Source organism: Pantoea sp. B623, assembly GCF_024814475.1.
Classification (GTDB): Bacteria; Pseudomonadota; Gammaproteobacteria; order Enterobacterales; family Enterobacteriaceae; genus Pantoea; species Pantoea ananatis.
Map to the genome: position 1 here is coordinate 944272 of NZ_JANUXM010000004.1, position 22076 is coordinate 966347.

23 protein-coding genes are annotated in these 22076 nt (G+C 55.1%); 12 read left to right on the forward strand and 11 right to left on the reverse strand.

The genetic code is table 11. The annotated features are described in order from the left end of the window. The first annotated feature begins 2 nt into the window (after positions 1 to 2). Both aat and infA read left to right on the forward strand, forming a co-directional pair. Entirely contained in the window at positions 3 to 695 is a 693-nt protein-coding gene (aat, locus tag NXS97_RS06285) for a leucyl/phenylalanyl-tRNA--protein transferase (RefSeq protein WP_014606203.1), read from the forward strand. A gap of 344 nt (positions 696 to 1039) precedes the next feature. Next, positions 1040 to 1258: a translation initiation factor IF-1 gene (gene infA / locus NXS97_RS06290; protein ID WP_002211347.1), complete on the forward strand. Its 219-nt coding sequence runs from the start codon at positions 1040 to 1042 to the stop codon at positions 1256 to 1258. A 92-nt stretch (positions 1259 to 1350) separates the two neighbouring features. On the opposite strand, the gene clpA is transcribed toward infA, so the two are convergent. Together clpA and clpS are read right to left on the reverse strand one after the other, a co-directional pair. Further along, the gene (gene clpA, locus NXS97_RS06295) at positions 1351 to 3627 is read right to left on the reverse strand and encodes an ATP-dependent Clp protease ATP-binding subunit ClpA (protein WP_013025222.1); all 2277 of its coding nucleotides are present in this window, start codon (positions 3625 to 3627) and stop codon (positions 1351 to 1353) included. Between the two features lie 53 nt (positions 3628 to 3680). Further along, complete coding sequence (clpS, locus tag NXS97_RS06300; RefSeq protein WP_013025221.1) at positions 3681 to 4001, reverse strand: ATP-dependent Clp protease adapter ClpS; 321 nt, start codon at positions 3999 to 4001, stop codon at positions 3681 to 3683. A 316-nt stretch (positions 4002 to 4317) separates the two neighbouring features. Here clpS and cspD point away from each other — a divergent pair, with 316 nt between their 5' ends. Beyond that, complete coding sequence (cspD, locus tag NXS97_RS06305) at positions 4318 to 4542, forward strand: cold shock-like protein CspD (protein ID WP_006118603.1); 225 nt, start codon at positions 4318 to 4320, stop codon at positions 4540 to 4542. Between the two features lie 71 nt (positions 4543 to 4613). Here the strand turns inward: cspD and NXS97_RS06310 are convergent, their stop codons facing one another. Beyond that, a complete protein-coding gene (locus tag NXS97_RS06310) occupies positions 4614 to 6263 on the reverse strand; it encodes an ATP-dependent endonuclease (RefSeq protein WP_259231818.1) in 1650 nt (549 codons plus the stop codon). 136 nt (positions 6264 to 6399) lie between these two features. Here NXS97_RS06310 and NXS97_RS06315 point away from each other — a divergent pair, with 136 nt between their 5' ends. From NXS97_RS06315 to ltaE, 3 genes are all read left to right on the forward strand, one after another. Beyond that, the gene (locus NXS97_RS06315; RefSeq protein WP_116219783.1) at positions 6400 to 7299 is read left to right on the forward strand and encodes a lysine exporter LysO family protein; all 900 of its coding nucleotides are present in this window, start codon (positions 6400 to 6402) and stop codon (positions 7297 to 7299) included. Between the two features lie 123 nt (positions 7300 to 7422). Continuing rightward, a complete protein-coding gene (poxB, locus tag NXS97_RS06320) occupies positions 7423 to 9144 on the forward strand; it encodes a ubiquinone-dependent pyruvate dehydrogenase (RefSeq protein WP_014606205.1) in 1722 nt (573 codons plus the stop codon). Positions 9145 to 9207: 63 nt separating this feature from the next. Beyond that, entirely contained in the window at positions 9208 to 10269 is a 1062-nt protein-coding gene (gene ltaE / locus NXS97_RS06325; protein ID WP_258873257.1) for a low-specificity L-threonine aldolase, read from the forward strand. Between the two features lie 23 nt (positions 10270 to 10292). Here ltaE and NXS97_RS06330 read toward each other — a convergent pair whose 3' ends face one another. Both NXS97_RS06330 and NXS97_RS06335 read right to left on the reverse strand, forming a co-directional pair. Further along, positions 10293 to 11117, reverse strand: coding sequence for an N-acetylmuramoyl-L-alanine amidase (locus NXS97_RS06330; RefSeq protein WP_116219559.1), 825 nt, complete (start codon positions 11115 to 11117; stop codon positions 10293 to 10295). Next, a complete protein-coding gene (locus NXS97_RS06335) occupies positions 11114 to 11434 on the reverse strand; it encodes a heavy metal-binding domain-containing protein (RefSeq protein ID WP_013025214.1) in 321 nt (106 codons plus the stop codon). The genes NXS97_RS06330 and NXS97_RS06335 overlap by 4 nt, the downstream gene beginning before the upstream one ends. 105 nt (positions 11435 to 11539) lie before the next feature. On the opposite strand from NXS97_RS06335, the gene NXS97_RS06340 reads away from it, so the two are divergent. The 6 genes from NXS97_RS06340 (at position 11540) to NXS97_RS06365 (ending at position 16022) form a co-directional block, all read left to right on the forward strand. After that, positions 11540 to 12079 carry a lipoprotein gene (locus NXS97_RS06340; RefSeq protein ID WP_014593303.1) on the forward strand — a complete coding sequence of 180 codons (540 nt, stop codon included), beginning with the start codon at positions 11540 to 11542 and terminating at the stop codon, positions 12077 to 12079. 222 nt (positions 12080 to 12301) lie between these two features. Beyond that, positions 12302 to 13030, forward strand: coding sequence for an arginine ABC transporter ATP-binding protein ArtP (gene artP, locus NXS97_RS06345; RefSeq protein ID WP_014606209.1), 729 nt, complete (start codon positions 12302 to 12304; stop codon positions 13028 to 13030). A gap of 15 nt (positions 13031 to 13045) precedes the next feature. Next, on the forward strand, positions 13046 to 13777 hold the full coding sequence (artJ, locus tag NXS97_RS06350; RefSeq protein WP_014606210.1) for an arginine ABC transporter substrate-binding protein: 732 nt from the start codon (positions 13046 to 13048) through the stop codon (positions 13775 to 13777). 6 nt (positions 13778 to 13783) lie between these two features. Next, positions 13784 to 14500, forward strand: a complete 717-nt coding sequence (artQ, locus tag NXS97_RS06355; protein ID WP_015700667.1) for an arginine ABC transporter permease ArtQ — start codon at positions 13784 to 13786, stop codon at positions 14498 to 14500. Continuing rightward, complete coding sequence (gene artM, locus NXS97_RS06360; RefSeq protein WP_013025209.1) at positions 14500 to 15168, forward strand: arginine ABC transporter permease ArtM; 669 nt, start codon at positions 14500 to 14502, stop codon at positions 15166 to 15168. The genes artQ and artM overlap by 1 nt, the downstream gene beginning before the upstream one ends. 122 nt (positions 15169 to 15290) lie before the next feature. Then, entirely contained in the window at positions 15291 to 16022 is a 732-nt protein-coding gene (locus NXS97_RS06365; protein ID WP_013025208.1) for an arginine ABC transporter substrate-binding protein, read from the forward strand. Between the two features lie 62 nt (positions 16023 to 16084). Here the strand turns inward: NXS97_RS06365 and rlmC are convergent, their stop codons facing one another. From rlmC to potF, 6 genes are all read right to left on the reverse strand, one after another. After that, the gene (gene rlmC, locus NXS97_RS06370; RefSeq protein ID WP_015700669.1) at positions 16085 to 17227 is read right to left on the reverse strand and encodes a 23S rRNA (uracil(747)-C(5))-methyltransferase RlmC; all 1143 of its coding nucleotides are present in this window, start codon (positions 17225 to 17227) and stop codon (positions 16085 to 16087) included. Between the two features lie 48 nt (positions 17228 to 17275). Beyond that, entirely contained in the window at positions 17276 to 17743 is a 468-nt protein-coding gene (locus NXS97_RS06375) for a YbjO family protein (RefSeq protein ID WP_105077339.1), read from the reverse strand. 74 nt (positions 17744 to 17817) lie between these two features. Continuing rightward, positions 17818 to 18663 (reverse strand): putrescine ABC transporter permease PotI, encoded by an 846-nt coding sequence (gene potI / locus NXS97_RS06380; RefSeq protein WP_013025205.1) that lies wholly within the window; start codon positions 18661 to 18663, stop codon positions 17818 to 17820. Then, complete coding sequence (gene potH / locus NXS97_RS06385) at positions 18660 to 19622, reverse strand: putrescine ABC transporter permease PotH (RefSeq protein WP_116219558.1); 963 nt, start codon at positions 19620 to 19622, stop codon at positions 18660 to 18662. Before potH ends, potI begins: the two co-directional genes overlap by 4 nt. Positions 19623 to 19631: 9 nt before the next feature. Next, positions 19632 to 20765: a putrescine ABC transporter ATP-binding subunit PotG gene (gene potG, locus NXS97_RS06390; protein WP_014606214.1), complete on the reverse strand. Its 1134-nt coding sequence runs from the start codon at positions 20763 to 20765 to the stop codon at positions 19632 to 19634. Positions 20766 to 20879: 114 nt separating this feature from the next. Continuing rightward, a complete protein-coding gene (gene potF, locus NXS97_RS06395; protein ID WP_014593294.1) occupies positions 20880 to 21989 on the reverse strand; it encodes a spermidine/putrescine ABC transporter substrate-binding protein PotF in 1110 nt (369 codons plus the stop codon). Positions 21990 to 22076 lie beyond the last annotated feature (87 nt).

Consider the following 22076-nt stretch of genomic DNA (forward strand, 5'->3'; position numbering starts at 1 on the left):
CGATGAGACTGGTTCAACTGTCACGGGAATCGTTGCTGTTTCCTCCTCCGGACACGGCGCTGCGTGAGCCCAATGGCCTGCTGGCTATGGGCGGTGATCTCTCGCCTGCGCGCCTGCTCAACGCCTATCAGCAGGGGATTTTCCCCTGGTTTTCCCCTGGCGATCCGATTCTGTGGTGGTCACCCGACCCTCGCGCGGTGTTACTCCCAGACCGTTTTCACCTCAGCCGCAGTATGAAGCGCTTCCACCAGCAATCACCTTATCGGGTTACGATGAATGAAGCCTTTTCCGACGTGGTCGAAGGCTGTGCGGCCGGTCGGGAAGAAGGGACATGGATTACTTTTGAAGTCAAACGCGCGTGGCTGAAGCTTTATGAGCTTGGTCATGCCCATTCCATTGAAGTCTGGCGCGAGCAAGACCTGGTGGGCGGCATGTATGGTCTGGCGCTGGGCCAGATATTTTGTGGCGAATCCATGTTCAGCCTGCAGACCAACGCCTCGAAAACCGCACTTTGGGTTTTCTGTCAGCATTTTATTAAGCACAAAGGACGCCTGGTGGATTGCCAGATACTGAATCCCCATACGGCTTCACTCGGCGCGGTCGATATTCCCCGCGAAGCTTACCTGGATGCGGTAAAAAACCTGTCCTCGCAGCCCGTTGACAGCGGCTGCTGGCGGAATCAAACCCTTTTTTAATCCGCGCGCAGATGTTTTGCACACATAAACCCGGTTAAGTGATATAATAGCGGCGTTTGGTATGTCGTCCGCGCTTGATTTTCAAGCCGGAATTGCCAGGCTGGGAATCTCATCGCACTCTCGGAACTGTTTCAATCGTGCGCGTGTTACCGGTTGATTCAGATTCTTAGCCCGCTAATCCCCCGCAGACGTCACATAAACACCCGAATTTAACCGACATGCTCGCGTTATAACGCGAAGCACGGCGATGCGTTGGCTTTATTGCCGACGGTTCTTTACATAACTTGTTGAATTGGGCATTATCTTGCCGGTTCAACTGAAAGGTAGTACACCCAGAGGATTCGATGGCCAAAGAAGACAATATTGAAATGCAAGGTACCGTACTGGATACGTTACCTAACACCATGTTCCGCGTAGAACTTGAGAACGGACACGTGGTTACCGCTCATATCTCCGGTAAAATGCGTAAAAACTACATCCGCATCCTGACGGGCGACAAAGTGACTGTCGAGCTGACCCCGTACGACCTGAGCAAAGGCCGCATTGTCTTCCGTAGTCGCTGAGTTGCGTTGATGCCGTTGCCTGCGCCTCGTGTGCGGGCAAACAAAAAAAGGCCGGATATTATCCGGCCTTTTCTCTTTCTGTCATACCGCGCTTAGTGCACGGTGCCTTCCGTTTTACGTTTTTGCGCACTCAGGAAGTGATAGGTCAGTTGCCCCTTCTCTTTATCCAGCGCAACAGAGACCGATCCACCGTCAACCAGCGAACCAAACAGCAGTTCGTTCGCCAGCGGTTTCTTCAGGCTCTCCTGAACGGTACGCGCCATCGGACGAGCGCCCATCGCTTTGTCATAGCCCTTCTCTGCCAGCCAGTCACGCGCTTCGTCACTGACCTCCAGTGAAACACCTTTCGCATCCAGCTGTGCCTGCAGTTCAACAATAAACTTGTCGACGACCTGATGAATAACGTCCGTTGACAGGTGGCTGAACCAGATAATGTTGTCCAGGCGGTTACGGAATTCAGGAGTAAAGATTTTCTTAATCTCTTCCATGGCATCCGTACTGTTGTCCTGATGGATCAGGCCAATGGATTTACGCTCGGTTTCACGCACGCCGGCGTTGGTGGTCATCACCAGCACCACGTTACGGAAGTCGGCCTTGCGGCCGTTGTTATCGGTCAGCATACCGTTGTCCATCACCTGCAGCAGCAGGTTGAACACATCCGGGTGCGCTTTCTCAATCTCATCCAGCAGCACAACGGCGTGAGGATGCTTGATTACCGCATCGGTCAGCAGGCCGCCCTGATCGAAACCCACATAGCCCGGAGGCGCACCGATCAAACGACTGACGGTATGGCGCTCCATGTACTCAGACATGTCGAAGCGCAGCAGCTCAATTCCCAGCGCTTTCGCCAGCTGAACGGTAACTTCGGTTTTACCGACGCCCGTTGGACCAGCAAACAGGAACGATCCCACCGGCTTGCGATCCTGCCCCAGCCCTGCACGGCTCATCTTGATGGCTTCGGTCAGCGCTTCAATGGCGTTATCCTGACCAAACACCAGCATTTTCAGACGGTCGCCCAGGTTCTTGAGCGTATCGCGATCGGTTGCTGAAACACTCTGCTCTGGAATACGGGCAATACGCGCCACCACGGTTTCGATGTCAGCCACGTTAACGGTTTTCTTACGTTTGCTCGCGGGCATCAGACGCGCACGGGCACCGGCCTCATCGATCACGTCGATGGCTTTATCCGGCAGATGGCGATCGTTAATGTATTTCACCGCCAGCTCAACGGCCGCACGCACGGCTTTGGCCGTATAGCGAACGTCATGGTGCGCTTCGTATTTGGTTTTCAGGCCGTTAAGAATCTGCACCGTTTCTTCCACCGACGGCTCGGTGATATCGATTTTCTGGAAACGACGCGCCAGCGCACGATCTTTTTCAAAGATGTTGCTGAATTCCTGATAGGTGGTAGAGCCCATCACGCGGATCTTACCGCTGGAGAGCAGCGGTTTGATCAGGTTTGCCGCATCGACCTGCCCACCCGATGCCGCACCCGCACCGATAATGGTATGAATCTCGTCAATAAACAGGATGCTGCTGTTATCCTGCTCCAGCTGTTTTAACAGCGCTTTGAAACGTTTCTCAAAGTCACCCCGGTATTTGGTGCCCGCCAGCAACGAGCCGATATCGAGAGAGTAAATCGTGCAGTCTTTCATCACTTCAGGCACGTCACCCTGCACAATGCGCCAGGCTAAGCCTTCCGCAATGGCGGTTTTCCCGACGCCGGATTCACCCACCAGCAGGGGATTGTTTTTACGGCGACGACACAGGACCTGAATAGTTCGTTCCAGCTCTTTGTCGCGACCGATCAGCGGGTCAATTCCGCCGACGCGAGCAAGCTGATTGAGATTGGTGGTGAAGTTTTCCATACGTTCCTCCCCGCCTGCTTGCTCTTCGTTAACCGGATTTTCAGCACCAGGTGCCTGGCCGGGTTCGTCTTTACGCGTGCCATGAGAGATGAAATTCACCACATCAAGGCGGCTGACTTCGTGTTTGCGCAGCAGATAAGCCGCCTGCGACTCTTGCTCGCTAAAGATGGCAACCAGCACGTTAGCGCCGGTAACTTCACTGCGTCCGGATGACTGAACATGGAAAACCGCACGCTGCAATACACGCTGGAAACTGAGCGTAGGTTGTGTGTCACGCTCTTCTTCGCTGGCTGGCAGCACAGGCGTGGTCTGTTCAATGAAGGCTTCGAGTTCCTGCCTTAGAGCCACAATGTCCACCGTACAGGCTTCCAGTGCCTCTCTGGCCGACGGGTTACTGAGCAACGCCAGTAACAGATGCTCGACGGTCATAAACTCATGACGGTGCTCACGCGCTCTGGCGAAAGCCATGTTTAAACTGAGTTCCAGTTCTTGATTGAGCATTAGGCACCTCCTCCAGTTAATCGCTCTGACCTGCTTCCTGTATGGAGAGAGGCTCAGGCTTTTTCAAGCGTACACAGCAACGGATGATGATTGTCCCGCGCGTAATTATTCACCTGCGCCGCTTTGGTCTCAGCGACCTCTGCGGTAAATACACCACAGATTGCTTTACCGTGGTAGTGAACTTTCAGCATCAGTTGCGTTGCACGTTCAATATCATAAGAAAAGAACTTTTGCAGAACGTCAATAACAAATTCCATAGGTGTATAATCGTCATTATTCAGAATGACTTTATACATGGAAGGCGGCTTTAACCCTTCGCGTACTTTATCGTCAGCTAATTGTTCAAAATTTAGCCAGTCATTTGTGTTTGCCATAGTGTTCCGTTGTGATTCTGTACATCGTCATAAACCCGGTTCATCTGTAGAGTTTAACACGTGTGTCAAGTGCACAGTCGCTAATGAATCATTCCGCTAAAAATGCCACACGCGACCTGTATCACAAAATTTCAAATAGCGTTAACTACCTCAAATTTTGATGATTTTTTCCCCGCCTTGCCGGGTGGTTTGCTTGACGACCACGCCAGTTTCTCTACATTCTACCTTCACAAGCTGATTGAGTTTTAATCAAACCCGACTCACGGCTTCAGTGACCTCACCTACTTATAAAATGTCTTGCGAGGGAAGTAAAAGCATGGAGACAGGTACCGTTAAATGGTTCAATAACGCCAAAGGTTTCGGCTTTATCTGTCCAATCGGGGGCGGAGAAGATATCTTCGCACACTACTCAACGATACAGATGGATGGCTACAGAACGCTAAAGGCGGGCCAGCAGGTCCATTTTGACGTTCATCAGGGCCCTAAGGGCAACCATGCCAGTCTGATAGTACCCGTTGAAGCGCAACAGGCTGTCGCCTGAGATCACCCCAACGTTGGACCGCTCCGTTGAAAATGCCAGCCTGCCGTGCTGGCATTTTTACTTGCGAATCGCTAACCCGCTTTACCCTGCGCCAGTCTGATAACGCGTGCAAACATGTCCCGCAGGCGTTCCGGTATGGCCTCGGTGCCGCGTTCGGCTGCCGCCATCGCGACCATAATGGCCAGTTCAGGTTTAGATGCACGATGAATCGCTTTGGTAATAATACGCCTGGGTTTCATCGGCACGTTTAACGGCAGGTGCGCTGCTTGTTGATAAATATCGCTAAAGCCATGCTGATAAAGGAAGTGCTCTATATCCGCCGCCGGTAGCGCCGTTAAGTGATGCTTCTCAACGTCAGGCGGCAGCAGCTGACTGCGCGCCGTGGCCGCATATTTTTTCCCTGCCATATCGCCGTCAGTCAGCACATGCCAGGCAATGCCCATACGCCGGGCAAATTTTAACAGCGGTTTTAATCCTGACTGGGCGAACTCAATCACCTTTATGCCTTCCGCGGCAAAGTGAAAGCCGCATTGTCGCGCCATCTCGTTAATGATCCAGACTTCGGTTTCGCCTTCAACCAGGAGCCAGCAGCGGGCAAACAGCGCCGAATGCCGGTTAACTTTAATATGGAAGCCGATTCGCCGGCTCTCTTCAGCACTCAGCCCTTCGGGACCGACGCGCCATGCGGCCACGCGCGCGGGCTCGCGAACCAGCCGGCAAACATGCTCGATCGCGACCTGAGAAAGCAGCTCTCCGGAATTGGTTGTCGCGATCTTCTGCAGCGGCAGCAGCGTCAGCAGATTCCACGCCACGGACAGCATAATGGGATGCAGGCGGGTCTCCGGATCCTCAATCAGCAGCAGCGGCCGTGCGCCCGGCGCCAGAGGTTCGCTTCCCCGTGCCTGCACCAGCAGGGTAAACATGCGCAACAAAATAAGCTGACGGCTGCGAACGTCGGTGGCGGCAATCAGATGATTGAGCTGATCCAGCGAATGCCAGCCCCGGGCACCTTCACGGGACTGCGGCTCAACGCGGTGCGGCTCGCTGCCCCGCTCAGGATGCTGGATCAGGAAATAGTGTTCTACGAGCTGCTGCATCGTCTGCAATCCTTGCCGCAGCATGGCATTACTCATCTGCTGCGGGTGCTGCTCCAGATCTCGCGTGAGGGTATCCAGCTCTTTCGCCAGTTGGTTTAAGGTAGAGAGGCGGGCATCAATACCGCTCTCAACCGGTCGGATGCGGCGGCTGAAGCGGGCATCGCGCAGCCGTAATACCGGGTTCATGCGCAGCAGGTAATCTATCGCCGCCGCGCTTCCCGCTTCCGGTAATACCTGCCCATTCCCGTCGATAAAGCGGCGCGTCGAGGTAATCTGATCGTCACGCCGTCTGGCCTGCACGCTATAGCTCAGGCGGCGCTTTCCCTGCTCGCCGGGTTGCCAGAATGGCTGCAGCAGCTCGCTGGTGTCCGCTTCGTCATCCGCAAAGTGGAAAACAACCGACAACCGATGCACCCGATCCTTAACCTCACCCGGCGTAAAATGAAAATCATCAAGGGAGAACGCATAGTCGCGCGTGCGGGGAGAGAGCAGCAGGCTGAGCGCGTCGAGCAGGCTGGATTTCCCCCAGGCGTTTTCACCAATCAACAGGTTGATGCGCGTCAGCGGTAAAGAGAGTTGATTGATGCCGCGGAATCCCCGGATATCGATATGTTCCAGAATCATAGCGTTTTTATCCTCTTTGCTTTCCGAAGAATGGAGCGGCTTCATCAGGGGGTCAAGAGACTTTATGACAAAGGTTTACTCCCCTACGCTTTTTCGCTAGCGTGTCGTGACTTTCGACATGGACGAACCTTTCATTATGTATTCCGGACTCTTAATTATTCTTCTGCCTCTGCTGGCAGGCTGGCTGTTACCGCTTCGGCACGTTGCGTTCCTGAAGGCCGTAAACCGGCTGCTGGGTTGGATGGTCTACGTCATCCTGTTTTTTATGGGCATCAGCCTGGCCTTTCTCGATAATCTCAGCAGCAATCTGGTGACGGTGTTTTATACCGCCGCCGTGGCAACGGCTTGCATTCTACTGTGTAACCTGCTGGCGCTACGCTGGCTTGAGCATCGCCTGCCCTGGCAGCACAGTCACAAACAACAAAAGCTGCCCTCACGTTTGCATATGGCGCTGGAATCGCTGACGTTATGCGGCGTCGTGATCGCCGGCTTTGTGCTGGGCCTGACCCAGTGGCCCTGGCTGCATCATGCGTCAGCCGCCAGTCAATATGCATTACTCTTTTTGCTTCTGCTGGTGGGGATTCAGCTGCGCGGCAGTGGGATGACGCTGCGGCAGATTGTGTTAAACCGCCGTGGCATGATGGTGGCGGGTGCGGTGCTGTTGAGCGCGCTGCTGGGCGGAATGATCGCGGCGCTGATACTGGGGCTGCCGCTGAAAACCGGTCTGGCCTTAGCCAGCGGCTTCGGCTGGTACTCGCTTTCGGGGATTCTGATGACGGAAGCCTTTGGCCCGGTGATCGGCAGCGCGGCATTCTTTAACGATCTGTTGCGAGAGCTTATCGCCATCATGCTGGTGCCCGCGCTGATTGCCCGCCACCGCAGCACAGCGCTGGGCTTATGCGGCGCCACCTCGATGGATTTTACCTTACCGGTATTGCAACGGGCGGGCGGTTCAGAAATCGTTCCGGCTGCGATTGTGCACGGTTTTGTCATGAGCCTGCTTGCGCCGGTCTTGATCGCGCTGTTCTCTGCCTGATGGCTGAATTCAACTTTTGATGCAATTTTTTACGGTTAAGTTGAATCAGCGTCGTCTACGCTTCTTGTGAGCTGTTTGATTCTGCTATCCGGTGGATGGCGACGGATGACCAAGGAGAAGAAGATGAAACAAACCGTAGCGGCGCTGGTGGCCAAAACGCTGGAAAACGCCGGTGTAAAACGTATTTGGGGCGTCACGGGTGACTCATTAAACGGCCTGAGCGACAGCCTGAACCGAATGGGCACCATTGAGTGGATGCCCACCCGCCATGAAGAAGTGGCCGCCTTTTCTGCTGGTGCAGAAGCGCATGTCAGTGGGGAACTGGCAGTATGTGCGGGTTCATGCGGACCCGGTAACCTGCACTTGATCAACGGCCTTTTTGACTGCCATCGCAACCGCGTGCCGGTCCTGGCGATTGCGGCCCATATTCCTTCCAGCGAAATCGGCAGTGGTTACTTTCAGGAAACCCATCCTCAGGAGCTGTTCCGCGAATGCAGCCACTACTGTGAGCTGGTATCGAACCCCGAGCAGTTGCCGCAGGTGCTGGGCATTGCGATGCGTAAAGCCATCCTGAATCGTGGCGTATCGGTGGTTGTCCTGCCGGGCGATGTCGCGCTGCAGGCCGCACCCGAATCCGCCCGCGCTGACTGGTATCCACCGCAGTTGCCGCTGGTGCTGCCGTCCGCCGATGAGCTGACCACCCTGGCGCAAACCCTGAACGACGCGAAAAATATTACGCTGATGTGCGGCAGCGGCTGCGCAGGCGCGCACCGGGAAGTCGTGGAGCTGGCGGCAACGCTGAAAGCGCCGGTGGTCCATGCCCTGCGCGGCAAAGAGCACATTGAATACGATAACCCGTACGATGTGGGCATGACCGGGCTGATCGGTTTTTCCTCGGGCTATCATGCCATGATGAATGCCGACACCCTGGTCCTGCTTGGCACCCAGTTCCCCTATCGCGCCTTCTACCCGGAAAAAGCGAAAATTATTCAACTCGACATTAATCCGGGCAGTCTGGGCTCGCACTGCCATGTAGATCAGGCTTATATCGGCGATGTCAAAACCACGCTGCGCGCGCTGCTGCCAAAGCTGCAGGTCAAAACCGAGCAGCGTCACCTGGACAGCGCACTGAAGCATTATGCCGAGGCGCGTAAAGATCTGGATTCGCTGGCAACAGCCAATGATAACCAGCCGATTCATCCGCAATATGTGGCCCAGCAAATCAGTCAACTTGCCGACGACGACGCGATCTTTACCTGCGACGTGGGCACGCCAACCGTCTGGGCGGCTCGCTACCTGAAAATGAACGGTAAACGCCGCCTGCTTGGCTCCTTTAACCACGGTTCAATGGCGAACGCGATGCCGCAGGCCATGGGCGCGCAATCACTCAACCGTGACCGTCAGGTCGTGGCGCTATGCGGTGACGGCGGATTCAGTATGCTGATGGGCGATTTCCTGACCGTCGCCCAGTTGAAGCTGCCGGTAAAACTGGTGATTTTCAACAACAGCTCGCTGGGCTTTGTTGCCATGGAGATGAAGGCCGGCGGTTATCTCACCGACGGCACCGATCTGCACAATCCTGATTTTGCCGCCATTGCTCAGGCCTGTGGTGTTAAAGGCATTCGCGTTGAGAAAGCCTCTGAACTGAATGGCGCGCTGGAACAGGCCTTTGCCCATGATGGCCCGGTCCTGGTCGATGTGATTACCGCAAAAGAAGAACTGGCGATGCCGCCGGAAATTAAGCTGGAACAGGCCAAAGGCTTTAGCCTCTATATGCTACGCGCCGTTATTAACGGCCGCGGTGATGAAGTGCTTGAACTGGCAAAAACCAACTGGCTGCGGTAAAACAGACGGATGTTACAGGCGGGTTCTCCGCCCGCCTGGCATTTTGCTGCCCAGGAGCACAATGTGATTGATCTACGCAGTGATACCGTGACCCGTCCCAGTGCCGCCATGCTACAGGCGATGATGGCTGCTGAAACCGGGGATGATGTTTATCGGGACGATCCTACCGTTAACGCACTGGAAGCCGAAGCGGCGAGGCTGAGTGGTAAAGCCGCTGCGCTGTTTCTGCCCACTGGCACCCAGGCCAATCTGGTGGCGTTGCTGAGCCACTGTCAGCGTGGTGAAGAGTACATTGTGGGCCAGCAGGCGCATAACTATAAGTACGAAGCAGGCGGCGCGGCGGTACTGGGGAGCATCCAACCCCAGCCGATTCTGGCGGCGGCCGACGGCAGCCTGCCGCTGGATGTGGTGGCCGACTTCATCAAACCTGACGATATTCATTTCGCCCCGACCCGGCTCCTGAGCCTGGAGAATACCCATCATGGCAAAGTCCTGCCCGCGGGCTATCTGGAGCAGGCGTGGCATTTTACCCGCGAGCGTAAGCTGGCGCTGCACATTGACGGCGCACGTATTTTCAATGCCGTCGTGGCGCAGCAAACCACGCTGGAAAACCTTGCCCGTTATTGCGATACCTTAACCATCTGCTTGTCAAAAGGACTGGGCGCGCCCGTGGGTTCACTGCTCTGCGGCGATACAGATTATATTGAACGCGCGCGTCGCTGGCGCAAGATGACTGGCGGCGGTATGCGTCAGGCGGGGGTGCTGGCAGCGGCGGGGCTGTATGCGTTGCAACACAACGTCGCACGGTTACAGACCGATCACGAGAATGCGGCCTGGCTAGGAGAGGCGCTGCAGAAGATCGGCATTGAGGTCACGGAGCAGCAGACGAATATGCTGTTCGTGCGCGTCCCGGCAGACCAGATTGACGCGCTGGGTCAGTGGATGAGAGCCCATGATGTGCTGATGAGCGTGGGTCCCGTGACCCGAATCGTCACCCATCTGGATGCTGAGCGCCCGGCGCTGGAAAAGGTGCTGTCGCACTGGCGGGCGTTTTTGGCACAGCATCGTCCCGGAGCTCCCGTCACGCCGTCTTCCCTTGCCGCGTCACCTTACGCGAGTCGCTAGATGTTGAGCGCGGTAACCACCGGTTATTGCGCTTCCCCGTATTTTTCCAGCAGCGCCTCTGTAATCGCCAGGGTTTCAGCATCCGCTAAACCCTGATAATTCGCTGGACGGAAATGCATCTGAAACGCCGCAATCAAATTCCGTTGCTGGTTCGCGCTCATCCCTTCCGTGACCTCATAGCCGTAGCGCTGCAGGCGATCAAGCACTGTGGCAACCGGTACGGCGGCATCTCGATGCTGCCCGGCTAAGTAAAAAGCGACGCGCTGCGGATCGGGCCAGGCGCCAATGCCCTGCTCAGCCAGCTCCCGCCAAGGGAACCGCGGGCCAGGATCCTGTTTACGCTGAGGGGCGATATCGCTGTGGCCCACGATATTTTCCGGCGCGATACCATACCGGCGGGCGATATCCTTGATGAGGGCGCTGAGCACACGGGTTTGTTCGGGAGGAAAAGGCTGCCATTCCAGGCCGGTCAGGGTACGGCGATAGCCGTTGTTCACCAACTCAATGCCGACTGACGTATCGTTGATACGGGTTGCGCCGCGCCAGAAGCTCGGCCCGGCATGCCAGGCCAGATCCTGCTCCGGTACCAGTTGCCAGATAATGCCCTGCCCCTTACGCTGCGGCGGCTGGCGAGGAATAAGATAATGGACGCTGACGTCACGATCGGTCAACGTGGCCAGGGAAGAGGAAAAGTCTTCTGCGGTATAGTGAATCACCACTACTTTTACGCGCGGTCGCGCGCCCTGAGCGGGATGACGCAGATCGACCCAATAGCCCGGTCGTGATTCTATGCCCGACTGGCAGCCCACCAGCACCCAGAGCGCCAACAGCAGCAGAATACGTTTCAACGAATCACAACCGCCGTGCCGGTCACGCTCACCATCAGCATGCTGCTGTCTTTACCCACGGTTTCGTAATCGATATCAATGCCGACGACCGCATTGGCACCCAGCGCGCTGGCCTGCTCTTCCAGCTCTTTAAAGGCAATCTCGCGCGCTTTGCGCAGTTCCTTTTCATACGCGCCCGAGCGGCCACCGACAATATCGCGAATGCCGGCGAAAAAATCGCGGAAGATGTTGGCACCGAGAATGGCTTCCCCGGTGACCACGCCACAGTAATCCGTAATACTGTGTCCTTCCAGGGTTGGCGTCGTCGAAAATTTCATCGTTTTCTCCTGTTACGTAAACCGGCCAAAGGCTCTTTCACCTAAAAGCAGAACTATACTCTATGTTAAAAAGGCACCTTGCCAGAGAACAATAAGGAAATCGAGATGAGAAACAAAGGTTTTGCGCTTTTGCTCCCGGCCGCGCTACTGCTGAGTGCCTGTACGACAGTAGAGCCGGTAATTAAGGATAACGGCCCACGACTCGCCCCTTGCGTTGAAGGCGGCCCCGACACCGTGGCACAAAAGTTCTACGATATGCGGATCGCACATCCCACCGCCGGTCTGCCTGACACCACCACGCTGGCAAACTATCGTCCTTACCTGAGCGAAGGCCTCTATCACGCCCTTCAGGAAGCAAGCCAAAGCCAGAACGCAACACAATGGCACAGCGGCGATCTGTTCTCCAGCCTGGCACAGGGGCCAACTCAGGCTGATGTTGCTGATGCGTCGACCATTCCAAACCGGGATGCCCGCAATATCCCGCTGCGGGTAAACATGAGCCGTGACGATAAGCAGTGGCAGGATGAAGTGTTGATGATCCATCAGGGCAGTTGCTGGGTGGTGGACGATGTCCGCTACGTCGCAGACGTGCCTCACCCGGCAGGCGGTTCTCTGAGCCAGATGCTTGAAAAGGCGAAAAAATAAATAACCTTTACCTCCACGTCTGAACGCGCGGGCTTAACCGCCGGACGCGTTCAGACGGCATTCAGCCTGCCTTTCCAGAAATGCCCGCCGTTCGCCTCACAACATCTTGTGCTAATCTTTTGGGTGTTTACCGCTTATTCGTAAATTTTAAGCCACCTTAATTGCATAACTATTTTGGTGACGTTAAAATCCGCAAAACTAATAGCTATTCAAAATTGGCGCATGAGTATTCAACTAAACGCGATTAACTGTTTCTACGGTGCTCATCAGGCGCTGTTTGACATTAACCTGGAATGTCCGCAAGGCGAAACCCTGGTGCTGCTTGGCCCAAGCGGTGCAGGGAAAAGCTCGCTGTTGCGTGTGCTGAATCTGCTTGAGCACCCGCGCTCTGGTCAGTTGCACATTGCAGGTCACGATTTCGACTTCAGCAAAACGCCTTCGACGGCAGCAATACGCGAGCTGCGCCAAAACGTAGGCATGGTTTTTCAGCAGTACAATCTCTGGCCCCATCTGACGGTACTGCAAAACCTGATGGAAGCGCCCTGCCGTGTACTGGGCTTAAGCAAAGCCGATGCCCGGGCCCGAGCCGACAAGCTGCTCGATCGTCTGCGTCTCACCAGCTACAGCGACCGCTTTCCCCTGCACCTTTCTGGCGGACAGCAGCAACGTGTTGCGATTGCCCGCGCGCTGATGATGGAGCCGCAGATCCTGTTATTTGATGAACCGACCGCTGCGCTCGACCCCGAAATCACCGCACAGATTGTCAGTATCATTCGCGAACTGGCCCAGACCCAGATTACCCAGGTGATCGTGACCCATGAGGTGGAAGTGGCGCGTAAAACGGCCAGCCGTGTGGTGTACATGGAAAACGGTCATATTGTGGAACAGGGCGATGCCAGCCGCTTTACACAGCCGCAAACCGAGGCGTTTGCACATTATCTTTCGCACTAAGTCAGGATGCTAAAAATGAAAAAAGTCGTACTTGCTGCACTGCTTGCCGGATTAAGTCTGAGCGCTTCCGCTGCCGAAACCATTCGTATTGCTACTGAGGCTTCCTATCCTCCTTTTGAATTTGTTGATGCGAATAACAAAATTCAGGGCTTTGATGTCGATCTGGCTAATGCGCTGTGTAAAGAGATGGATGCGACCTGTACATTCACCAACCAGGCCTTTGACAGCCTGATCCCCAGCCTGAAATTCCGCCGCTTTGATGCGGTGATGGCAGGCATGGACATCACCCCTGAACGTGAAAAGCAGGTCCTGTTCAGCAAACCTTACTATGACAACTCGGCGATCTTCGTTGCGCAGAAAGGCAAAGTGGCGAGCGTTGAGGCGCTGAAAGGCAAGCGCGTCGGCGTGCAGAATGGCACCACGCATCAAAAATACCTGACGGACAAGCACGCGGATATTACCGTGGTGCCTTACGACAGCTACCAGAATGCGGTACTGGATCTGAAAAATGGCCGCATCGATGCCGTCTTTGGTGACAGCGCCGTAGTCAACGAGTGGCTGAAGCAGAACGCTAACCTGGCCCCGGTGGGTGAGAAAGTAACGGATAAAGCGTATTTCGGTACCGGTCTGGGCATTGCTGTGCGTCAGGGAAATACCGAGCTGCAAAGCAAATTCAACACGGCACTGGACAAAATCAAAGCCGATGGCACCTACAAAACCATCTACAGCAAATGGTTCCAGCAGTAATCTCTGATGAATGAAATAATCCCGCTTGCAAGCGCCGCCGGCATGACCGTCGGCCTTGCTGTTTGTGCCCTCATCGCTGGCCTGGTGCTGGCGATGATCTTTGCCGGCTGGGAGTCACTGCGACTGAAACCGCTGGCGTGGATCGGAACCACGCTCGTCACGCTGATTCGCGGCCTGCCGGAAATCCTGGTCGTGCTGTTTATCTACTTCGGCGCATCACAGCTGCTGCTGACCTTATCCGACGGCTTTACGCTGAACTTCGGCCTGTTTACGCTGCCGGTTCAGATGCACATTGAAAACTTTGACGTTAGCCCGTTCCTCTGTGGTGTTATTGCTCTGGCCATGCTTTATGCGGCCTATGCTTCGCAAACCCTGCGCGGCGCGCTGAAAGCCGTCCCGATTGGACAGTGGGAATCCGGCCAGGCGCTCGGCATGAAAAAGTCAGCGATTTTCTTCCGACTGATTATGCCGCAAATGTGGCGCCATGCCTTGCCAGGCCTGGGAAACCAGTGGCTGGTTTTGCTAAAGGATACGGCGCTGGTGTCGCTGATTAGCGTTAACGATCTTATGTTGCAGACGAAAAGTATCGCGACCCGCACCCAGGAGCCTTTCACCTGGTTTTTAGTGGCGGCGGCCATTTATCTGGCGATCACGCTTTTCAGTCAGGCCGTACTGCGCCGAATTGAACTGCGCACCACGCGTTTTGAGCGGGGGAACAGCTGATGCTGAGCTATCTACCCGAACTGCTTAAAGGGCTTAACACCAGCCTGAGCCTGACCGCGGCCTCGCTCGTAACCGCGCTGCTGCTGTCGCTGCTCTTTACCATCGTACTGGCCTTGAAAACCCCGCTGTTTTCTCCGCTGGTAAAAGGCTTTATTACCCTGTTTACCGGCACGCCGCTGCTGGTGCAGATCTTCCTGATCTACTACGGGCCGGGCCAGTTTCCCAGCCTGCAAACGCTGCCCTGGTTATGGCATCTGTTATCACAGCCCTGGCTCTGCGCCATGCTGGCCCTGTCGCTTAACAGCGCGGCCTACACGACTCAGCTGTTCTACGGCGCCGTTCGTGCCATTCCCGCTGGTCAGTGGCAGTCCTGTGAAGCCCTGGGCATGACGCCCCGGCAAACCCTGCGTATTTTGCTGCCTTATGCGTTTAAGCGCGCCCTGTCTTCTTACTCCAACGAAGTGGTGCTGGTGTTTAAGGGCACATCCCTGGCGTTTACCATTACGCTGATGGAGGTCATGGGCCATGGTCAACTGCTGTATGGCCGGACCTATGATGTCACGGTCTACGCGGCTGCCGGGCTGATTTACCTCTGTGTCAACGGGCTGCTCACCATTATGATGCGCCTGATCGAGAAACGCGCCCTGGCGTTCGAACGGCGAAATTAACCCGCAGGCAGGGCAACCTGCCTGATTAATTTTATAATCATATTTATTGCATAAAAATTCATTTGCTGGCATCGTGTGGCGCATTCACCTGCTGTGTTATTGATGGCTAACGGGAGCCTGTAATGAAAAAATGGATGATTGCCGCTGCACTGGTAAGCCTGGCCGTAAGCGCTCAGGCTGCTGAGAAAATTCGCTTCGCGACCTCTGCCACCTACCCACCTTTCGAATCGCTGAACAGCGATAATCAGATTGTCGGTTTCGATATCGATCTGGCGAAAGCGCTGTGCGAACAGATGAAAGCGGAATGCTCGTTTACCAACACGGCCTTTGACAGCCTGATCCCCTCACTTAAGTTCCGCCGCTATGACGCCGTGATTGCCGGTATGGATATCACCGCTGAACGCAGTAAGCAGGTTGACTTCACTCAGCCCTATTACGCGAACTCCGCCATTGTGATTGCGCCTAAAGGGAAATTTACCGCTATTGATGCGCTGAAAGGCAAACGTATCGGCGTTGAGAACGGTACAACGCACCAGAAATATCTGCAGGACAAGCATCCGGAAATCAACGTCGTCGCGTATGACAGCTATCAGAATGCGATTCTGGACATGAAAAGCGGACGTCTTGACGGCGTATTTGGCGACAGCGCAGTTGTCAATCAGTGGTTAAAAACCAACAACGATCTGGCCAGCGTCGGTGAACACGTTACGGACCCGGCGTACTTTGGTACCGGCCTGGGGATTGCGGTGCGCAAAGGTAACGCCCCACTGCGGGATAAATTTAATCAGGCGCTGGCGGCCCTGAAAGCCAACGGCAGCTGGCAGAAAATCAATCAGAAATGGTTCCCTGAATAACGCTCATGGGCCAGCGGCGTATCTGCTGATCGGTTCTGCACTCTCCTCCGTTCAGCAGAGGATCAGGCTGGCCCGCCTGACCGTTGACGCGTCAGTAGCGTCAGCACTTCAAAATGCGCCGTGTGCGGAAACATATCGAACAGCTGTACCTGGGTAACCTCGTAATCCTTCAGCCGGGCAATATCCTGTGCCATGGTCTGCGGATTGCAGCTTGAATAGAGCACATAGTCAGGCGCCATGGCGCTGAGATAATCACACAGCGCTTCCCCAATCCCGCGACGCGGCGGATTCACCAGCACCAGCTGGGGCACCCTATCCCGCTCAGTGGCAAACGCGGTGGAATCCAGTGCGGCAAAACTGACGTTGTTCAGACCCAGCATCTGCGCAGAGCGCTGCGCGCACTGGATGGCTTCGGGACTGATCTCAATACCGGTAAGCGCTAACGTGGGTGAGGCACAATGCAGGCCAAATCCGCCCACGCCGCAAAACAGATCCCACATGCTGGTCACCGGCAGTTGACGTACCCAGTCGCGCGCCGTCGCGTACAGCGCACTGGCGACCTGAGGATTGGTCTGGAAAAAGCTTTGTGGTCGAATCCACAACGGCACGCCGTTAAACTCGTCCGCCAGCGCCTGAGTGGATGTCAATGCGACCTCCTCGTCCCCTTCCAGAATAGCCATATGCACCGGCTGTATGTTGGCTGAAATGACCTTTAGCTGTGGGAGTTGCTGCTGTAGCCACGGCAGGGCGTTACGCAGCTGTGTCAGTTTGGTGTGCGACCGCAGGACAAAACGCAGCATCATGCCGCCCTGGGTACTTTCGGTGAGCAGCAAATACTTCAGTTCACCGCGCTGACGTTCAATGTTATACGGCGTTAAACCGGCACGCGCGATAAAGGGTTTTAAGGTCGCCAGTACCGGGGAAAAGCTGTCGGGATAGAGCGGACATGCGCAAAGATCTGTCGCCTCGCCGTTGCGCTGCACCATGCCGAAAACCGGACGCTCAACGCTGCCGCTTACCACCATCTTTGCTTTATTGCGGAACCCTTGCTGCGCTGAGGTTACCGGCGGCAGCCACTGTTTAACCGGAAACGCGGCCAGCAGTTGGTTCAGCCGGGCCCCTTTATCATCAAGCTGCTGGGGATAGGGTTTTTCAAGCCACTGGCAAGAGCGGCAACGGTGAGCGTCATAGAGCGCGCAGTGCATGGTAAAGCCTGTATTAACTGTCGGGAAGGTTGGCGGAGCGCGATTGTATCACCGCTTGCGGAAAAATGCGCGGCTGCTGGCGGGCAGAAAAAGCAGTAATAACACCATCAGATCGGGCAGTTTTTGCAGCAGCGTGAGGTGAATAATCTGCAGATTATTTTCACCTGCAATACTGTAGATTTCCGGATAGATCCCGCCTGTGGAGGCCATCAACATATATAACAGCACCACAATTTGCGCCGCCACGAATCCCCAGCGTCCCCGGTTGCTTCCGCGCATCAGCGTGAAGGCACAGCGCAATTCAAATAAGAAAATGACCTGACTGGCGATGAAGATCAGCGTGGAATCCCATGACTGCGCACTGCGATGGACAAAGTTGGCCAGCTCGGTATAACCCAGTTCATTCGCCAGCATCAACACGCTCAGGCAGCGCGTCGCGATAATCGCCACGCCCGCCACTGTGACGGGGACCGGGGCAGCCGGTAAAACAGCGCCGTGTTTAAGCATTTCCGACATGTCTTTCACTCCACCATGACGATAAAAAGGCTGGATTAACCAGCCCTTCTATAGAATGGCAAAAGTCGGGGATTTCAGCCACGTTTCGCTTTCTGAATATCGCTTAAACGCTGTTTTTCTTCATGTGCCATGACGCGCCAGGCAATAAAGCCCACGATGCCCACAACGAACAGGATCAGGGAAGCCAGCGCGTTGATCTCCGGATTAACGCCACGTCGTACCGTGGCAAAAATCGCCATCGGTAAGGTGGTGGCACCCGGGCCGGTCACAAAGCTGGCAATCACCAGGTCATCCAGTGACAGGGTAAAGGCCAGCAGCCAGCCGGTCACGATGGCCGGCGCAATCATCGGCACCGTGATCACAAAGAAGACCTTCAACGGCGTCGCGCCAAGATCCATTGCGGCTTCCTCAATTGACCGGTCCAACTCGCGCAGGCGCGAATTGATCACCACCGCCACGTAAGCGGTACAGAAGGTCACGTGCGCCAGCCAGATGGTGAGCGTACCGCGTTCTGTCGGCCAGCCCAGCGCATTGCCGAGCCCGACAAACAGCAACAGCAGCGACAGGCCGGTAATCACATCGGGCATGACCAGCGGTGCAGTGAGCATAAAGGCAAAGCCGTTATGGCCGCGAAAACGCCCAAACCGCACGATGATCACCGCCGCCATGGTACCCAGCACCACCGCCATGGTGGCGGAAAGCGCGGCAATGGTGAGGCTCAGCAGCACCGCATCGATCATGGCATCGTCCTGAAACAGCACCTGATACCAGTGAAATGAAAACCCTTCCCAGACCGTAACCAGTTGGGAACTGTTAAAGGAGTAAACCACCAGCAGCAGCATGGGCGCGTACAGAAACATAAAGCAGCAGGCCAAAATCGCCGTGCGCCAGGGAGAGCGGATCGTTGGCAGATTATTCATCCCTTCTCTCCCATTTCTCGGTTTTGATGTTTATGGAACCAGATAATCGGCAGAATCAAAATCAGCAAAATGATCACCGCCAGCGCGGAGGCCACGGGCCAGTCGCGGTTGTTAAAGAACTCCTGCCAGAGAATACGGCCAATCATGATGCTGTCCGGTCCGCCCAGCAGTTCGGGAATCACGTACTCGCCGACCGCCGGGATAAACACCAGCATGGAACCGGCAATGATGCCGCCTTTGGTCAGAGGCACGATCACGCTGAAGAAGGTTTTCAGCGGGCGCGCGCCCAGGTCCAGCGAGGCTTCCACCAGCGAGTAATCGATACGCGTCAGCGCGGTATAGATGGGCAAGACCATAAACGGCAGATAGCAGTACACAATCCCGATATAGACCGCCGTATTGGTGTAGAGGATCACCAGTGGATGATCGATCACGCCTGTCCACATCAGAAAACGATTAAGAATACCGTTATTGTTCAGCAGCCCCATCCAGGCGTAAACCCGCACCAGGAACGACGTCCACGACGGCAATATGACCAGCAGCAGCAGGACAGACCGCATCGAGGGCTTACTGTGCGCGACGGCCCAGGCCAGCGGATAACCAATCAGCAGACAGATGACAGTGGAGATCGCGGCCACTTTTAACGACTGCAAATAGGCGTCGATATACAGCGGATCATCACTGAGCGTCACATAGTTGCCCAGATTCAACACCAGACTCAGCTGATCGTCAGCCCAGGTGACCAACTCGGTGTAAGGCGGAATAGCACGGGCAATATCCGCAAAGCTGATTTTTAAAACAATCAGGAACGGCAACAGAAAAAACAGAATCAGCCACAGGTAAGGCAATGCAATGACGAGCTTGCGCCCGTGCTGCATTTTTATGCGCGTTGCCCAGCGCTGCAACGGTGTACCGAGCAGCTTAGCCGGGGCTTTCGTGCGTTGAAAAATCTGGCTCATCGCGCCTCCTTAAACTGTCAAAACCACGCAGCTGTCACTGTCCCAGCACAGGCGCACCTGGTCGCCCCAGGTCGGCATACCTTTGCGGTAGCGATGTTCATTTTGTAGCTGGGCACTGAGCATCTGACCGCTGTGCAGGCGAACATGGTAAATGGAGAGATCGCCCAGATACGCGATGTGTACCACCTCACCGTCCGCGACGTTACAGCCATCGGCAGGGATCTCTTCACACAGCATCACCTTTTCCGGGCGCAGGGCAACGTGAACCGGCACGTTATCGACGACCGACACATCGGAATCCACTTTCAGAGGATGCTTGAGGCCCGGACTGTCAATCACCAGGCCGTCTTCCTGACGTTCACGCAGCAGACCGTCGAACACGTTGACTGAACCGATAAACTCGGCGCTGTAGCGGCTGGTAGGATGCTCGTAAATCTCTTCCGGCTCACCAATTTGCACGAATTTGCCCCGGTTCATGATGGCAATTCGCCCCGCCATCGTCATGGCCTCTTCCTGATCGTGCGTCACCATCACGCAGGTCGCCCCGACCCGCTCCAGAATATCGACCACTTCCAGTTGCATACGGTCGCGTAGCTTTTTGTCCAGCGCCCCCATGGGTTCATCCAGCAGCAGCAGTTTAGGCCGCTTTGCCAGGCTACGCGCCAGCGCCACGCGCTGCCGTTGTCCCCCTGAAAGCTGGTGCGGCTTACGTTTGGCAAATTCCTGCATGTGCACCAATGACAGCATTTCTTCCACGCGGCTGGCGATTTCGCCCTTTGCCAGTTTGTCTTGCTTTAGGCCAAAGGCGATGTTCTGCTCCACCGTCATATGGGGGAACAGCGCATAGCTCTGAAACATCATATTGATCGGCCGCTGATAGGGCGCGACATGGGAGAGATCGTGCCCATCCAGCACAATCTGGCCGCTGGTGGGCTGTTCAAAACCCGCCAGCATGCGTAACAGGGTAGATTTGCCACAGCCGGACGCGCCGAGCAGAGCGAAAATCTCCCCTTTGTAAATGGTCAGGCTGACATCATCCACGGCATGCTGGCCGTCAAACGATTTGGTCAGGTTGCGAATTTCCAGCAGCGGCGTTAACGCTTTTGCGGTTTTATTTTGCGGGCGAGGGATGGCATCGTTCACGAATGTAGTTCTCCGGAGCCAGGCGGAACAACGCGGCAAACAGTGCCGCTAAAAATGGCACAACAGAGGCCTGCACTGCGCCTCTGTTGCTGTCACAAAACATATGCTGTCGAATTACTTACCGCTTTTAACCTTAGTCCATGCACGCGTACGCACACGATCCAGTTTTGGATCCTGGACCTTCAGCACAAACAGTTTGGCCATGGCATCCGGCGTCGGGTAAATACCCGGGTTATTACGGATATCGGCATTAATCAGCGGCAGTGACGCTTTATTGCCGTTGGCGTAATTCATTTTATTGGAGATGTCAGCAATCACTTTCGGATCCATGATGTAGTTCAGCCAGGTGTAAGCGGCATCCACATCTTTCGCGTCTTTTGGAATCGCCATCATATCGAAGAAGGCCAGTGCGCCCTCTTTCGGTACGCTGTAACCAATGTTGACGCCATTCTTTGCTTTCTCCGCACGGTTTTTCGCCTGAAGAATATCGCCTGACCAGCCAATAGCCACACAGATATTGCCGTTCGCCAGATCGTTAATATATTGCGAAGAGTGGAAGTAACGAATATTCGGACGCAGCTTAAGTAGCAGATCCGTCGCGGCGCCAGAATAATCTTTTGCATCGCTGCTGTTAGGATCTTTGCCCAAATAATTAAGTACGGTTGCGAAGATCTCTTCAGGCGCATCCAGGAAAGACACGCCACAGCTTTTCAGTTTTTCCAGGTTTTCCGGCTTCAAGACCAGATCCCAACTGTTTACCGGCGCATCCGCGCCCAGCGCAGCTTTCACTTTTTCGACGTTATAGCCAATGCCGGTGGTGCCCCACAAATAAGGAATCGCATATTTGTTACCCGGATCGTGTTGCGCCACTTTCGCCATTAACGCGGGATCCAGATTTTTATAATTTGGCAGTTTGCTTTTATCCAGCGGCTGAAACACGCCGGACTGAAGCTGACGCGCCAGGAAACTGGAAGAAGGCACCACGACATCGTAACCCGTACTGCCGGCCATCAGTTTGCCTTCCAGCACTTCATTGGAATCAAACACGTCGTAGACGACTTTAATGCCGGTCTGCTTTTCGAAATTAGGCACGGTATCTGGCGAAATATAATCCGACCAGTTATAAACGTGCAGCGTCTTATCTTCCGCCATGGTACTGGCTGAAGCAGCCATCAGCACCCCAGCAACCACACCTGACAACCATTTTTGACGTTGGTTGAACATGCTTTTAATCCTCCTGAGCGGGTTATAACAACGCTGCACATCAGTGATTCAGTTTTGCGTTTCGTGATTAAAATTCAGTGACACAAT

Excerpts from the sequence above, each read along its gene's own strand:
- aat (WP_014606203.1), top strand. The coding sequence starts at position 3 with ATGAGACTGGTTCAACTGTCACGGGAATCGTTGCTGTTTCCTCCTCCG.
- infA (WP_002211347.1), top strand. The coding sequence starts at position 1,040 with ATGGCCAAAGAAGACAATATTGAAATGCAAGGTACCGTACTGGATACG.
- clpA (WP_013025222.1), bottom strand. The coding sequence starts at position 3,627 with ATGCTCAATCAAGAACTGGAACTCAGTTTAAACATGGCTTTCGCCAGA.
- clpS (WP_013025221.1), bottom strand. The coding sequence starts at position 4,001 with ATGGCAAACACAAATGACTGGCTAAATTTTGAACAATTAGCTGACGAT.
- cspD (WP_006118603.1), top strand. The coding sequence starts at position 4,318 with ATGGAGACAGGTACCGTTAAATGGTTCAATAACGCCAAAGGTTTCGGC.
- NXS97_RS06310 (WP_259231818.1), bottom strand. The coding sequence starts at position 6,263 with ATGATTCTGGAACATATCGATATCCGGGGATTCCGCGGCATCAATCAA.
- NXS97_RS06315 (WP_116219783.1), top strand. The coding sequence starts at position 6,400 with ATGTATTCCGGACTCTTAATTATTCTTCTGCCTCTGCTGGCAGGCTGG.
- poxB (WP_014606205.1), top strand. The coding sequence starts at position 7,423 with ATGAAACAAACCGTAGCGGCGCTGGTGGCCAAAACGCTGGAAAACGCC.
- NXS97_RS06335 (WP_013025214.1), bottom strand. The coding sequence starts at position 11,434 with ATGAAATTTTCGACGACGCCAACCCTGGAAGGACACAGTATTACGGAT.
- NXS97_RS06340 (WP_014593303.1), top strand. The coding sequence starts at position 11,540 with ATGAGAAACAAAGGTTTTGCGCTTTTGCTCCCGGCCGCGCTACTGCTG.
- artP (WP_014606209.1), top strand. The coding sequence starts at position 12,302 with ATGAGTATTCAACTAAACGCGATTAACTGTTTCTACGGTGCTCATCAG.
- artJ (WP_014606210.1), top strand. The coding sequence starts at position 13,046 with ATGAAAAAAGTCGTACTTGCTGCACTGCTTGCCGGATTAAGTCTGAGC.
- artQ (WP_015700667.1), top strand. The coding sequence starts at position 13,784 with ATGAATGAAATAATCCCGCTTGCAAGCGCCGCCGGCATGACCGTCGGC.
- artM (WP_013025209.1), top strand. The coding sequence starts at position 14,500 with ATGCTGAGCTATCTACCCGAACTGCTTAAAGGGCTTAACACCAGCCTG.
- NXS97_RS06365 (WP_013025208.1), top strand. The coding sequence starts at position 15,291 with ATGAAAAAATGGATGATTGCCGCTGCACTGGTAAGCCTGGCCGTAAGC.
- rlmC (WP_015700669.1), bottom strand. The coding sequence starts at position 17,227 with ATGCACTGCGCGCTCTATGACGCTCACCGTTGCCGCTCTTGCCAGTGG.
- NXS97_RS06375 (WP_105077339.1), bottom strand. The coding sequence starts at position 17,743 with ATGTCGGAAATGCTTAAACACGGCGCTGTTTTACCGGCTGCCCCGGTC.
- potI (WP_013025205.1), bottom strand. The coding sequence starts at position 18,663 with ATGAATAATCTGCCAACGATCCGCTCTCCCTGGCGCACGGCGATTTTG.
- potH (WP_116219558.1), bottom strand. The coding sequence starts at position 19,622 with ATGAGCCAGATTTTTCAACGCACGAAAGCCCCGGCTAAGCTGCTCGGT.
- potF (WP_014593294.1), bottom strand. The coding sequence starts at position 21,989 with ATGTTCAACCAACGTCAAAAATGGTTGTCAGGTGTGGTTGCTGGGGTG.